The following is a 13763-nucleotide window of genomic DNA, read 5'->3' on the forward strand; positions in this document are numbered from 1 at the left end:
TCGTCGCTACCACCCCACCCGCCGGCCACAGCCGAGCCCTCCGTGGCGGGCGAATCTCGTCACGCGACGATCACTACTGCCGTTCGGGGCTGGAACGACCCGGCGGGTGACGGCGGCCAGGACCCGGCCAGGCCGCTGCCGGCGGATTCTGTCTCGCCACCGCTCGATGGGCTGCGGCGCGGCTCGGTCACGCTGCCGAAGGCAGATGGTCGACCATGGCGAGTCGATGCTGGACGCGTACGACCGCGGCGCGCGACAGCGGTGTACGGAGCTGGCGTGCGGCCGCGTTGGGGGAGTCGGGTCCGTGCCGGTGGAGCATGTCGGCGAGGCGTTGTTCGAAGTTGACAACCCTGCCGTTCGGGCTGACCGTCTGGTCCGCGTAGGTCAGCGCGTCGGATACTCGCGACTGCTCGCGCGAGAATCGGGTGATCTTTTCGGACAGCCCGCGGGTCTGGGCCGCGTACAGCGCCGCGGAATGGTGGGCGACCAGCGCGACGATGCGTGACGGCCACCCTGTTGTCTCCAGATGGCAAGCGCCGTCGATCGGGTGGAAGCCGGTGTCGTACAGGGTGGCGGCATATCCGATGTCGTGCAGCCAGGCCGCCGCCACCAGAATCTCGCCCTCGCTGCGCGGCCCGACCGTGGCGGCCGCCATTTCGGCCCGTCGCGCCACCCCGATCGTGTGCCGCCAGCGTTCCGGTAGATCCACCAGCAGCCTCTGCGCGAGGTCACGGGCACGGTGGACATCTCCGACGGAACGAAGAGCGTCGGTCATGAGACTCCTCCGTGGTCATTGTGGCGTTCAGGCGGGAGTGGAACGGGTTCGCCGCCGGCGACAGCGGACAGGTGTGCCGCTCTTCTCGGATTCCGGCGGTGATGACCGAGACGGTCGGGCTCACGGGCGATGGCGCGTCTCGCCCGTCTTACGCCGGGCGAGACGCCGCAGCGTTACTTCTTCTTGCTCTTCTTCTTGTCTTTTTTGCTCTTCTTGTCCTTCTTGGCCATGTCGCCCCCTCTCGGTCGATCCGCGGCAAAGCTACCTAGTGTGACAGCTCCATTTGCCGTGGGTCACAGTGCCGGAAGGGCGTGACGTGAAGGTGAACGAAAGGGAAACGCCGTTCTGTTCAGGTTGCCGCCGGCCGGCTCTGGGCCTGGTCGCGGCACCACTGAGCAGCATCGATGTCTGTGACCGAAAATGCACAGTGCCTTTGAGATGTCCCTCACACCAACGGCAGGCGTCCGGAATCCGTCCTGGAGTCTCGCTGCCCACGCCTCCAAGCGGCTTGTCGAGCCCGGGCGGCGACAGAGCCCAGTCAGGCACGGACCCAATCGGTGCCGCCGTCGGCGCTCAACACCGCGAGCAGCAGGGGGAACGTACGCATCGGAGGATCCTTTCCCGACGGGTGATCGCGTTCGTGCCTGGTGTGATGCGAGTTCTTCGGTTGTGGTTCTTGGCCACGGAGAATTTCTCGGAATGACTCCCGCCGTATGCCACCGGCACCAAGGTCGTCGGAGGGTAAGGGCGACGCCGAACAGGGCGGCGTACACCGACGTGGTGTCGGTGTACGCCGCCTGAACAGGACAGTCGCGGCTACTTCGAGTCGCGGTCGAAAGTCGACGCCGACCAGAAATAGCCGAGGACCGCGAGCCCGGCACACCAGGCGACGGCGAGCCAGCCGTTGTGGCCGATCTCGCTGCCGAGCAGCAGGCCGCGGAGAGTCTCGATGGCGGGCGTGAACGGCTGGTACTCGGCGATCGGCTGGAACCAGCCGGGCATCGACTCGACCGGGACGAACGCGCTGGACAGCAGCGGCAGCAGGATCAGCGGCATCGCGTTGTTGCTGGCGGCCTCGGCGTTCGGGCTGACCAGGCCCATGCCGACCGCGATCCAGGTGAGCGCCAGGGCGAAGAGCACGAGCAGCCCGAACGCCGCGAACCAGTCCAGCACCGTGGCGTCGGTGGAGCGGAAACCGATGGCCACGGCGACGGCGCCGACGAGGACCACGCTCAGGACCGACTGGAGCACGCTGCCGGCGACGTGCCCGACCAGCACCGAACCGCGGTGGATCGCCATCGTACGGAAGCGGGCGATGATGCCCTCGGTCATGTCGTTGGCGACGGAGACCGCGGTTCCGATCACGGTGCTGCCGACGGTCATCAGCAGCAGGCCCGGGACGAGATAGGCGATGTACTTGGAACGGTCCGGACCTCCCTCGCCGATTCCCGCGCTCAGCGCGTCCCCGAAGATGTAGACGAAGAGCAGCAACAGCATGATCGGGGTGAGCAGCAGGTTGAGGGTCATCGACGGGTAGCGCCGGGCGTGCAGGAGATTGCGGCGCAGCATCGTGGACGAGTCGCGCGCGGCGAGGGCGAGGGTGCTCATCGGACGGTCTCCTTGGGCTTGTCGGTGACGCCGGCCGTGCCGCCGGTCAGGGCGAAGAACACGTCGTCGAGGTCGGGGATGTGCACGGTGAGGGCGTCGGCGTGCACCCGGGCGGCGTCCAGCCGGCCGAGGATCACGTGCAGCTCGCGCTGGGTGCCGTCGCTGGGGATCCGCAGGGTCAGCGCCTCGTCGTCGCGTACGGTCTCGCGCAGGGCGCCGGTGGCCCGGGCGTACGCCGCGGGGTCGTCGAAACGCAGCCGTACGTGCCCGCCGGGGATGAGCCGCTTCAGCTCCTCGGCCGTGCCCTCGGCGGCGATCCGGCCGTCGGTGAGCACGGCGATGCGGTCGGCGAGTTCGTCGGCCTCCTCCAGGTACTGGGTGGTCAGGAGGACGGTGACGCCGTCGGCGACGAGGTCGCGGATGATCTGCCACATGTTGTGGCGGCTGCGCGGGTCGAGGCCGGTTGTCGGTTCGTCGAGGAAGATGATTCGCGGCCTGCCGACCAGGGTCATCGCCAGGTCCAGGCGCCGTTTCATGCCGCCGGAGTAGGTGGAGGCGGGCTTCTTCGCGGCGTCCACCAGGTCGAAGCGTTCCAGCAGTTCGGCGGCGGTGCGCCGGCCCGCGCGGTCGGAGAGGTGGTGCAGGTCGGCCATGAGCAGCATGTTCTCCTCGCCGGTGATCAGCCCGTCGACGGCGGAGAACTGGCCGGTGACGCCGATCGTGCGGCGTACCGCCTGCGGGTCGGCGGCGAGGTCGTGACCTCCGACGTGGATGGCGCCGGAGCCGGGGCCGGCGGAGACGAGGGTGGACAGGATCTGGACCGTGGTGGTCTTGCCGGCGCCGTTCGGGCCGAGCAGGGAGAAGATCGTTCCTTCCGGTACGGCCAGGTCTACGCCGTCGAGGACGACTTTGTCGCCGTAGGACTTGCGCAGCCCGTGAGCCGCGATGGCCAGGTTCGTCATGGGATGTGCTCCTGCTTTCTCGGGGGTGAATGAGACGGATGGTCATCGGGGCCACGGGAACGGCCCGGCCCTGATCGGGGGGACGGCCGGGCAGCCGAGCCGGTCGGCGATCACGTCCAGCACCTGCCGCAGATCGCGGGACATGCGGGCGTGCAGGCCGATCTCGGCGATCCCGTCCGCGTACCCGGCGTGACCGGGGATCACCTGGTGGACGCGATGGGTCACCCGGGTGCCGGCGGGGCAGACCTCGGCGGTGTGCACGCCGGCGTACCAGCTTCGTACCGCCACTCTGGACCGGGCCCGATCCACCTGGATCTCCACCGGCTCCACCGGCCCGGCGAGCTCGGCGCGGTAGGCGCCGGGGCCGGGCCGGGCCACGACCGTCATCGCGCCCTGCCGGGCCGCCGACGCCCTGGCCAGGACCAGCAGGTTGTCATCGCCGACCCGGCCCTCGGCGACGGCCAGCAGAAGCGCGGCGACCGCGGTGACGGGCGCGGCGAGCGTTCCTCGTACCTCCCACCGGGCGGGCAGCGCGTCCAGCTCGGCGAGCAGAGAAGGCGTCGTTTGCATGGCGAGAAGCCTCGGCGCGAGGGCCGGTCCGGGACAACGCATGCCGTGCATCATGGGACGCGGTGAACCCCATCGACACCGCTCTGAACTGCGGTTTCACTGAGAAGGACGGTCGTTGCCCGGGTGTCCCGGGACGGGACGGGACAGGCTCAGGAAGCCCGGGTCAGACCCGCACGCGCCGCGGTCACGAGATAGGTGAGCCCGTGCGTTGTGGCGATCTCCAGCGCCGCCCGGAAGTGGCGCGCCGCGGCGTCCCGGTCGCCGGTGTCCAGACAGGCCTGCGCGTACGGGAGAAGGCTGCGCGCCATCCGATGCGGTTCGCCGGCCTGTTCGAGAAGCCGCATGGCCTCGTCCTGCCTGGCCGTTGCCTCGTCGAGGCGCCCGAGGTGACGCAGGGCGACGGCGGTGTCGGTGAGGCTGGCCGCCTCGAAGATGGGATGACGTGTCGACCGGTCGATCGCGACGGCCTGCTCGGCGAAACTCAGGGCCGCCTGGACGTCGCCCATGCCGAGCGCCGCCCGGCCCAGCACCTCCAGGCACATGCGTTCGGTCTGCCGGTCCTGCCCGGGCATGGACGCGGCCAGCTCCGAGACGACCTCTCGTGCCTCGGCGTGCTGTCCCAGCCGTACCAGAGCCTGTCCGAGGCCGGTGCACACGCGCACCCGGACCGCCTCGACGGGCGGTTGCAGCGCGGTCGCCCGGCGCAGCAGCTCGACGGCGCCTCCGGCGTCGGCGGTGTACATGCGGATCTCCGCCAGTTGCAGGAGGGCGAAGGCCTCGCTGACGGTGTCGCCTTGCGCGGCCATCAGCTCGCGGGCCGCCTCGAGCTCCGGCGTGGCCTCACCCAGCCGGCCGGCGCGCATCAGTACGGCGCCCAGCAGGTACCGGTGGGCGGCGAGCACGCGGAGCTCGCCGAGCCGTTCGGCGGCCGGCAGGCTGAGCAGGAGGCCGCGATGGAGCTCTGCCGCGCCGCCGCGCCGCCCGTAGGAGATCGTGGCCAGCTGTCCGAGCCCGACGGCCGGTGTGTCGAGACGTAACTGCACCGCGAGGGCGAGCGTCGCGGTGAGGTTGAGCCACTCGGTGTCCATCCAGTCGACGGCGGTCTCGTAGTCGCCGAGGCCGGGCAGGGCGGGTGGTTGCTGTGACACGGTGACCGGCAGTGGGATGAGCACCTCGACCTGTTCCTTCACGGCCAGCAGGCCGCTCAGGTAGTAGTCGGCCAGGCGGGCGATCGCCGGTGCCGGGTCGGCGGCGGCGCCGTCGGCGTGGACGGCGGTCTGCCGGAGCAGGTCGTGCATCCGGTAGCGGCCCGCCGCCGGCTCCTGGACCAGGTGGACGTCGACCAGGTCCTCCAGCAGGGAACGGGCGTTGGTCAGCGGGATCCCGGCGAGGGCGGCCGCGCCGTACGCGTCGATGTCCTCGCCCGGCACCAGCCCCAGCAGCCCGAACATCCGCCGTTGGGCGGGGTCGAGCTGTCGCAGGGACATCGCGAACACCTCCGACACCGCCGGTTCGCCCTCGCGGAGCCGTTCCACCAGGGTGTCGAGCGTCCACGCCGGCCGGTGCCGCAGCCGGGCGGCGGCGACCCGGATGGCGAGCGGGAGGTTCCCGCATCGGCGCATCACCTCCCCGACGTCACCGGCTCGGATCCCGCCCGCGGACTCCACGAACAGTTGCGCCGCCTCGCCGGCCGGCAGGACATCGAGCGAGATCGGCTGGACGCCGTCCAGCTCCACCATCCGCCGGCGGCTGGTGATCACGGCGAAGCTCGGCCCGGCGCCGGGCAGCAGGTCGCGTACGTGCTCCGCGTCGACGGCGTTGTCCAGCAGTACGATCGCGCGCCGTGCCGCCAGCTCCGACCGCCACAGCGCGGCCCGCTCGGCGACGCCGTCGGGAATCCCGCCCGGCGGCAGGCCGAGCGCGGCCAGCAGCACACGCAGTGCCTCGGTGGGTTCGACCCGGTCCCGGCCCGGCGTGAATCCGTGCAGGTCCAGGTAGAGCCGGCCGCCGGGGAAGTCGGCGGTCAGCAGATGTGCGGCATGGATGGCCAGCGCGGACTTGCCCACCCCGCCCATGCCGTCGATCGCCACCACCGACGCGTTGCGTGCGGTGGAGAGCAAGACCTCCAGTTCGGCCCGGCGCCCGGTGAAGGCGGTGATGTCGTGGGGCAGATCATTGCGAACGGCCGTCGGCGCGGCCGTGGTCGTGCTCGTCGGGGGCTGTTCCTTGGCCCGCTCCCACACCTCACGCAACGGCCTCGGGTCGCGGCCGGCCGCCCTGCACAGCGCCACCACCGTGGACCAGGGTGGAACGGCCTGTCCGGAGAAGTAGCGCGACAGCGAGGAACTGCTGACGTGGATGTCGCGTTCCAGCTCGCGCAGGCTCCTGCCGGTCAGGTCACGCAGTTGTCGCAGCCACCCCGCCAACTCGTCGCGCACCCTTGCCAGCCTTCCTCCGACGCCGCGCTGATCATATTCAGGTGGCCGCGGTGGTGCGCCGGACGACCAGGGTGGGAGAGAGTTTCATCTGGGCGGTGCGGCGGTCGCGCCGGCCGATGCGGTCGACCAGCAGGCGTGCGGCGTTCGCGCCCATCTGGCGGCCGTCCTGGTCGACGCTGGTCAGTGAGATCGGCCCGAAGGCGGCCAGGGCGCTGTTGTCGTAGCCGGCGACCGAGATGTCGCCGGGGACGGTCAGGCCGGCTTCGGCGATCGCCTCCAGCGCGCCGAGGGCGACGACGTCGGCGCCAGCGAAGATGGCGGTGGGCCGCACCGGGCGGGCGAGCAGTTGTTGCGCGCCGAGGTAGCCGCCGGCCTGGGTGTAGCTGGTCGACGCGACGTCGATCTCGGCTTCCAGGCCGTGGGCGATCATGGCCTGCCGGTAGCCGTCGGCGCGCTGGGCGTTGGGCATCTCGGCGAGGCGGACCCGGTCGGTCTCGTGGTGTTCGATGTGGGCGATGCGGCGGTGGCCGAGGCTGACGAGGTGGTCGACGACCAGGGCGGCACCGGCGATGTCGTCGTCGGTGACGCTGTCGTAGGCGGGGGAGGAGCCGTGCCGGCCGACGACCACGGTGGGGACGCTGCGGGCGACCTCGGTGAGGCGCTTCTTGGCCGACACGGGGGCGATCAGGACGAGGCCGTCCATGCTGCGGTCGATCATCGCGTCGATGACCTTGGCCTCGGCTTTCTCGCCGTTGCAGCCGGGTGCGAGCAGGACCTGGTAGTCGCTGTCGCCGAGCTGGGTGGTGATGCCGTCGAGGATGTCGGCGAAGAAGAGGTTGCGCAGCTCGGGCAGCATCACGCCGATGGTGTACGTCTGCCCGCGCAGGCCGCGTGCGGCGGCGGACGGCCGGTAGCCGAGTTCGGCGATGGCCTGCTGCACCTTCGCCCGCATCGCGGGGCTGGCGCCGTACGCGTTGCGCAGCACCTTGGAGACGGCGGTGGTGGACACCTGGGCGTGGCGCGCGACGTCGACGATGGTGACGCGCCGGGGCGCGGGCTTGTCCACCAGCTCTCCTTCATGGTCAGGGTGCAGTAGAGCGTACTGGTACATGCGTACTCCCCACGACGTGAAACGTTACCCATCATAGGGATGATCACGGCGTCGGCATTGGTGACCGTGAACCCCTTGACGCTGTGGGCACACGCTCGTAAGGTCGGCGAAACATTTGGAAAACGTTACCCACGTCACTCCGGCGGCTGCCCATGAAACGATTCAGCCCTCCACAGGGGCGACGCCCCGCGGCACCACCCTGGTGGTTCACCGTCCCGGCGCTGCTGCTGTTCGCCTTCGTGGTGCTCGTCCCGAGCGCCCGCGGCGTCCACTACGCCTTCACCGACTGGGACGGCCTCGACCCGGACCTCGCGTTCATCGGCCTCGACAACTTCACCGCGATGGCCGACGACCCGGACGCCCTGCAGGCCATCTGGCACACCCTGCTGATCGCGGTCGCGATCACCGTCCTCCAGAACGGCTTGGGCCTGCTGCTCGCCCTCGGCGTCAACACCGCGATCAAGAGCCGCAACCTCCTGCGGGTCCTGCTGTTCGCCCCGGCCGTCGTCGCCCAGATCGTCACCGCCTACCTGTGGCGCAACCTGCTCGGCCCCGACGGCGCGGTCAACAGCCTGCTCGCCGGCCTCGGCCTGGACTCCTGGCAGCGGAACTGGCTGGGCGACCCGGACCTGGCGCTGTGGATGATCGTGCTGGTCGTGGTCTGGCAGTACGCCGGCTACTCGATGGTCATCTTCATCGCCGGTCTCCAGTCGATCCCCAAGGAGATCCACGAGGCGGCCGCGATCGACGGCACCGGCCCGGTCCGCCGCTTCTGGTCGGTGACCCGGCCACTGCTCGCGCCCGCCATCACGATCAACGTGATGCTGTCGGTCATCGGCGGGCTCAAACTGTTCGACCAGGTCTACGGCATGACCGGCGGTGGGCCCGGGCACGCCACCGACACCATCTCCACGCTGATCTACAAGGACGCGTTCACCCTCGGCGAGTTCGGCTACAGCATCGCCCTCGCCGTGGTGCTCACCGTCATCGTCGCGGCCATCTCCGCCAGCCAGTACACCGTCCTGAACCGCAACGAGAAGGCGGCGTCATGATCCGCTACACCCGCCGTACCCTCGCTCTGGAAATGCTGATGATCGCGGTGGCGGTCGTCTTCGCCTTCCCCGTCTACGTGCTGGTCAACCTGGCCTTCCGGGCGCCCAGCGACACCTCCTCGCCGATCGCGCTCACCCGGAGCCCGACATTGGGCAACTTCACCCAGGCCTGGCAGGAGGGCGGCCTCGGCGGCGCCCTGCTCAACAGCGTGCTGGTCACGACGGTCAGCGTCCTGATCGTGCTGGCCGTGTCGTCACTGGCGGCCTATCCGCTGGCCCGGTCCACCGCGCACTGGTCGCGCGGCGCCTTCCTGCTGATCATGCTCGGGCTGATCCTGCCGTTCCAGCTCGCCGCGCTTCCGCTCTACCAGACCATCCGCGACCTGGGCCTGCTCGGCTCGGTGTGGTCGCTGGTGCTGTTCCACTCCGGCCTGCAGGTCCCGTTCACCACGTTCCTCTACACCGGCTTCCTCCGGGCGCTGCCCCGCGACTTCGAGGAGGCCGCCACCATCGACGGCTGCGGCCCGCTGACCGCCTTCCGCTACGTCATCCTGCCGATGCTCAAACCGATCACCGTCACCGCGCTGGTGCTCAACGCGGTCAGCGTGTGGAACGACTTCTTCACCCCACTGCTCTACCTCTCCGGCAGCGACCAGCAGACCATGCCCGTCGCGGTCGCCGGCTTCGTCGGCCAGTTCGTCTCCGACTGGAACCTCATCTTCGCCGCCCTGCTGATCAGCATCGTGCCGGTCCTCGCCGTCTACCTGGCCCTGCAACGCAGCATCATCAACGGTTTCGCCGGAGGACTCAAAGCATGAGCCCCTACCCCTCCAGGAGAAGATCATGAGAAAAGTCCTCGCCGCGATCGCGGCAGCGTCCCTGCTCGCCGCCTGCTCCAGCGGCACCGACTCCGGCGGCTCCGGCGACAACCAGACCCTGACCATCGCCTCGGTCGACCAGGGCTCCGTCGAGAAGGTCGTCGACGCGTTCAAGGCCGCCAACCCCGGCGTCACCGTCAACCTCACCACCAGCGGCGCCGACCAGTACCAGCAGCAGATCCGCACCCAGCTGTCCTCCGGCACCGCCCCCGACGTGATGACCGTCTGGCCCGGCAACGGCAACCCCGGCGCCACCTACATCCTCGCCAAGCCCGGCTACCTGCTCGACCTGTCCGACCAGCCGTGGGCCGCGAAACTGCCGGACGCGTTCCAGAAGGTCGCCCAGTACGAGGGCAAGACCTACAACGCGGTCTTCGGGCTCAACGGCATCGGCGCCGTCTACAACGACCAGGCCATGACCAAGGCCGGGCTGACCGCGCCCGGCACCTGGACCGAACTGCTCGCCTTCTGCAAGGCGGCCGCGGGCAAGGGCACCCCCGCCTTCGCCCTCGGCATCCAGGACAACTGGGTCACCCAGATCGCCCTCTACGCGCTGGTCGCCACCACCGTCTACAGCGGCGACCGGGACTTCGACACCAGGATGGCCGCCGGGCAGGCCACCTTCGCCGGCTCGCCGTGGACCACCGCGATGGCCAAGTACCAGGAGATGGACGCGGCCGGCTGCTTCCAGAAGGACCCGCTGGGCACCGGCTACGAGGCCAGCCAGACCCTCGCCGCCACCGGGAAGACCCTCGGCATCATCCAGGGAAACTGGATCATCGGGCTGCTCAAGCAGAAGAACCCGTCCGGCACGTTCACCATGAAGGCGCTGCCGGCCACCGACGACACGGCGTCGTTCATCATGCCCGCCGCGGCCGGCGCCGGCTACGGCGTCAACGCCAAGGCCGAGAACAAGGAGCTGGCCCTCAAGTTCATCACGTTCGTGATGAGCCCCGCGGGCATGAAGACGTTCAACGAGGCACAGGGCAGCCTGCCGACACTGCCGGGCGCCGGAACCACCGTCGACCCCGGGCTCGCCGAACTCACCACCTTCGTCGAGGGCGACCGGACCGTGCCGTTCATGGACCAGCTCTGGCCCAACGCGAAGGTGCAGCAGACCATGCTCAGCGGCCTCCAGGAGGTCTTCAGTGACCAGACCGGCGCGGACCAGGTCCTCAAGGACATGGACGCCGACTACAAGGCCGGCGCATGAAACGGCGTACCGCACTCGGACTGTCCCTCGCCGTACCCTCCGCGCCGTTGCTGATCGGTAGCCCCGCGTCCGCCGGCGGCCCCGGCGTGCGGGTGGTCGGACTGCGCGTCGACGGCCGCGACGACCAGCCGCTCGGCCTCGACAGCCCGAATCCGGTGCTCAGCTGGCGGTTCGCCGAGACGTCGTCGGCGGCCGCGGACCGGCAGACCGCCTACCAGATCCGCGTCCACGGCCCCGGACTGCTCTGGGACTCCGGCAAGATCAGCTCGGCGGTCCAGTCCGGTGTCGGATACGACGGCCCGCCGCTGCGGTCACGGCAGCGGCTGAGCTGGCAGGTCCGGGCCTGGGACGCCGACCGGCACGCCACCGGCTGGAGCCGGGCGTCGACCTGGGAGACCGGCCTGCTGCGCCAGGAGGACTGGGGCGACGCCCGCTGGATCGAATATCCCGGGCGTGCCGAGACCCAGCCGATGCCGATCTTCGCCCGGCAGTTCACCGCCGACCCGCGCCGCAGAATCGTCCGGGCGCGGCTCTACCTGTCCGGCGTCGGCATGCACCTGGCCACCGTCAACGGCCGGGCCCTGTCCGACGAGGTCCTCGCGCCCGGCTACTCCAACTACCAGCTCTCCAGCGAGTACCGGGTCTACGACATCACCGATCAACTGCACAAAGGCGCCAACACCATGGGGGTACGGCTGGGCAGCGGCCCCGCCTACGTCCGGCGCAGCGTCACCAACCCGGCGGTCGGGCGGACCGCGCCGTACTCGTGGTGGCAGAGCCAGCTCAAGGGCAACGGAACGCTCGCCGGTGGTACCGAGGCCGGCGCCACCACGGTCACGGTGAGCAGCGTGGCCGGCTATCACGTCGGTGGCACGGTCAACGTCGACACCGGCGACGGCGGCGACAACCTCGAATCCCGGGTCATCACGGCGATCGGTGCGGACAGCATCGCCATCACACCCGCCCTGTCGAAGCCGCACCCCGCCGGCGCCACGGTCACCGGATCCGGCAACAACATCGCGGCCAGCGATGCCAGCGCCGGAGCGGCCGTCACCCCGCGCTTCATCGCCCGGCTCGAGATCACGTACGCCCATGGCCCGGAAACGGTGATCGTCTCGGACCGCGAGTGGCGCACCGCGCTGGGCCCGCTGATCACCGACGCCTGGTACTCCGGATCCGACTTCGACGCCCGCCGCGAGCAGCCCGGCTGGGACCTGCCCAGGTCCGACCTGTCGGGCACCGCCCGACGGCGTGACGGCACACCCACCGGGTGGATCGCCGCCGGGATCGCGCCGCCACCGAACCTCGCCACCAGGCTCGTCGCGCGCACCGCGCCGCCGATCACGGTCGCCGATTCGTTCACGCCCGTCTCGGTGACGAACCCGGTCCCCGGCACATGGGTGTTCGACTTCGGTCAGAACATCGTCGGGCTCCCGCTGCTGCGTCTCCCCGAAGGCCTACCGGCGGGCACCACGGTCCGGATCCAACCGGCCGAGTCCCTCGCGGCCGACGGCACGGTCGACCAGGCGTCGCTGCGAGGCGGCGGCGGCAGCCGGGGTGTGGACCTGTTCAACACCTACACCACGGCCGGGCTGCGCGGCGGCGAGACGTGGCGGCCGGACTTCAACTACTTCGGCATGCAATGGGTGCAGGTCACCGGCCTGCCTCTCGACCACGTGCCGACCGAGGAGACGATCACCGGACTGCGGGTGCAGGCCGAGACCCCGATCGCCGGTGCGGTGACCACGTCGAACGCGCGGGTCAACCGGATCCACAGGATGGCCTGGTACTCGTTCGCCGGCAACATCATGAGCGTCTTCACCGACTGCCCGGGACGGGAGAAACTGTCCTACCCGGCCGACTACACGATGCCGATGGGCTCGATCCACCGCAACTTCGACCTCTCCGCCTACCTGCGCACCCACGAGCGGCACCTGGCCGAAGGACAATCACTCGCGGACACCCCGATGCGCGGCAACGTGGCCCTCAAGACGCCGGTCTACGACTGGGGCTACACCGGACGGTTCGGCGACGAGATCAACTGGGGTGACGCGATCATCCTGGTGCCCGGATTCCTGCGGCAGCTCTACGGCGACGTTTCGACCGCCGATCGGTACTACCCGCAGATGGTGGCGTTCGCCGACTACATCGCCCGGCAGAAGGCGGTCGGCCACCTCGTCGACGCTGCCCTTGCCGACTGGGTGTCGGCCGAACCGGTCTCCGGGAAGATCACCGGCACCTGGGGCTACTACATGATGGCCAAGGATCTCGCCGCACTGGCGGCCGACCTCGGCAAATCGGCCGACGCCGCGAGATATGCGACGCTGGCCGCCGACATCAGGACGGCGTTCAACAACGCCTTCTGGGACCCGGCGCGGCGGCTCTACGCGGACAACGGCGCTGTCTCCCAGTCGGCGCAGGCCCTCGCACTCGACGCCGGTCTCGTGCCCGAGGCCGAACGGCAGGCCGTCCTCGACGGCCTGGTGGCGATGATCTACGCGTTCCATCCGAACGGTGACGGCCCGCACTTCAGCGGCGGCACCATCGGCATGGCGCCGACCGTGCGGGCGCTGTCCACGGGTGGCCGCGACGACGTGCTCTGGGATCTGATCCACGAGGACGAGCAGCCCGGCTACGGCTACTTCATGGAGTCGACCGTCGCGAACCCGGGCGGTATGACCACCATGGGGGAGCGGTGGAACCGCGGCGACTCCAAGAACCACATGATCCTCGCCCAGATCGAGGAGTGGTTCCACGCCGGCCTGGCCGGTATTCGGGCCGCCGACGGCACTGTCGCCTACCGGGACCTGGTCATCCAGCCCAAGGTGGTCGGTGACCTGACGTTCGTGAAGGGGCACTACACCACGCCGCAGGGCACCCTCCGCTCGGAGTGGAAACGGGACGGTGACCGGCTGCGGTTGACCGTCACCGTGCCGCCGAACACCACCGCTCAGGTCTGGGTGCCCACCCTCGGCGGCCGTGTCGCCGGAACACCGCGCCGCGCGACGTTCCTGCGCGACGAGGACGGCTACGCCGTCTACCGGGTGCCGTCCGGCACCTACTCCTTCGGCACCAGGTGATCGACCGGCCCGGCCTCAGCCCCCTGGAGGCCGGGCCTTCCCCGCGACGTACTGGTCGGCGACATGGGGTGATCCG

General features: G+C 70.0%; 10 protein-coding genes. 4 read left to right on the top strand and 6 right to left on the bottom strand.

Going from position 1 to position 13763, the window contains the following annotated elements; all coding sequences use genetic code 11:
* Positions 1-187: 187 nt before the first annotated feature.
* The 6 genes from KZ829_RS35545 to KZ829_RS35570 form a co-directional block, all read right to left on the bottom strand.
* Complete coding sequence (locus tag KZ829_RS35545; protein ID WP_220148221.1) at positions 188-775, bottom strand: HDIG domain-containing metalloprotein; 588 nt, start codon at positions 773-775, stop codon at positions 188-190.
* Positions 776-1591: 816 nt separating this feature from the next.
* Positions 1592-2383 (bottom strand): ABC transporter permease, encoded by a 792-nt coding sequence (locus tag KZ829_RS35550; RefSeq protein ID WP_220148222.1) that lies wholly within the window; start codon positions 2381-2383, stop codon positions 1592-1594.
* A complete protein-coding gene (locus tag KZ829_RS35555) occupies positions 2380-3345 on the bottom strand; it encodes an ATP-binding cassette domain-containing protein (RefSeq protein ID WP_220148223.1) in 966 nt (321 codons plus the stop codon). The genes KZ829_RS35550 and KZ829_RS35555 overlap by 4 nt, the downstream gene beginning before the upstream one ends.
* A gap of 42 nt (positions 3346-3387) precedes the next feature.
* Positions 3388-3915, bottom strand: coding sequence for a hypothetical protein (locus KZ829_RS35560; protein WP_220148224.1), 528 nt, complete (start codon positions 3913-3915; stop codon positions 3388-3390).
* Between the two features lie 149 nt (positions 3916-4064).
* Positions 4065-6353, bottom strand: a complete 2289-nt coding sequence (locus KZ829_RS35565; protein ID WP_220148225.1) for an ATP-binding protein — start codon at positions 6351-6353, stop codon at positions 4065-4067.
* Positions 6354-6390: 37 nt separating this feature from the next.
* A complete protein-coding gene (locus KZ829_RS35570) occupies positions 6391-7419 on the bottom strand; it encodes a LacI family DNA-binding transcriptional regulator (protein ID WP_220148226.1) in 1029 nt (342 codons plus the stop codon).
* A 197-nt stretch (positions 7420-7616) separates the two neighbouring features.
* On the opposite strand from KZ829_RS35570, the gene KZ829_RS35575 reads away from it, so the two are divergent.
* The 4 genes from KZ829_RS35575 to KZ829_RS35590 are packed head-to-tail and all read left to right on the top strand — an operon-like array spanning position 7617 to position 13687.
* Positions 7617-8516, top strand: a complete 900-nt coding sequence (locus tag KZ829_RS35575; RefSeq protein WP_220148227.1) for a carbohydrate ABC transporter permease — start codon at positions 7617-7619, stop codon at positions 8514-8516.
* Positions 8513-9334, top strand: a complete 822-nt coding sequence (locus tag KZ829_RS35580; RefSeq protein WP_220148228.1) for a carbohydrate ABC transporter permease — start codon at positions 8513-8515, stop codon at positions 9332-9334. The genes KZ829_RS35575 and KZ829_RS35580 overlap by 4 nt, the downstream gene beginning before the upstream one ends.
* A 25-nt stretch (positions 9335-9359) precedes the next feature.
* Positions 9360-10607, top strand: coding sequence for an ABC transporter substrate-binding protein (locus KZ829_RS35585; RefSeq protein WP_220148229.1), 1248 nt, complete (start codon positions 9360-9362; stop codon positions 10605-10607).
* Positions 10604-13687: an alpha-L-rhamnosidase gene (locus KZ829_RS35590; protein WP_220148230.1), complete on the top strand. Its 3084-nt coding sequence runs from the start codon at positions 10604-10606 to the stop codon at positions 13685-13687. Before KZ829_RS35585 ends, KZ829_RS35590 begins: the two co-directional genes overlap by 4 nt.
* The last annotated feature ends 76 nt before the right edge of the window (positions 13688-13763 follow it).

Origin of the sequence: Actinoplanes hulinensis, from assembly GCF_019429605.1 — a bacterium.
GTDB lineage: Bacteria > Actinomycetota > Actinomycetes > Mycobacteriales > Micromonosporaceae > Actinoplanes > Actinoplanes campanulatus.

Coding starts and splice junctions, on each gene's coding strand:
- KZ829_RS35545 (WP_220148221.1), bottom strand. CDS start 775: ATGACCGACGCTCTTCGTTCCGTCGGAGATGTCCACCGTGCCCGTGAC.
- KZ829_RS35550 (WP_220148222.1), bottom strand. CDS start 2,383: ATGAGCACCCTCGCCCTCGCCGCGCGCGACTCGTCCACGATGCTGCGC.
- KZ829_RS35555 (WP_220148223.1), bottom strand. CDS start 3,345: ATGACGAACCTGGCCATCGCGGCTCACGGGCTGCGCAAGTCCTACGGC.
- KZ829_RS35560 (WP_220148224.1), bottom strand. CDS start 3,915: ATGCAAACGACGCCTTCTCTGCTCGCCGAGCTGGACGCGCTGCCCGCC.
- KZ829_RS35575 (WP_220148227.1), top strand. CDS start 7,617: ATGAAACGATTCAGCCCTCCACAGGGGCGACGCCCCGCGGCACCACCC.
- KZ829_RS35580 (WP_220148228.1), top strand. CDS start 8,513: ATGATCCGCTACACCCGCCGTACCCTCGCTCTGGAAATGCTGATGATC.
- KZ829_RS35585 (WP_220148229.1), top strand. CDS start 9,360: ATGAGAAAAGTCCTCGCCGCGATCGCGGCAGCGTCCCTGCTCGCCGCC.
- KZ829_RS35590 (WP_220148230.1), top strand. CDS start 10,604: ATGAAACGGCGTACCGCACTCGGACTGTCCCTCGCCGTACCCTCCGCG.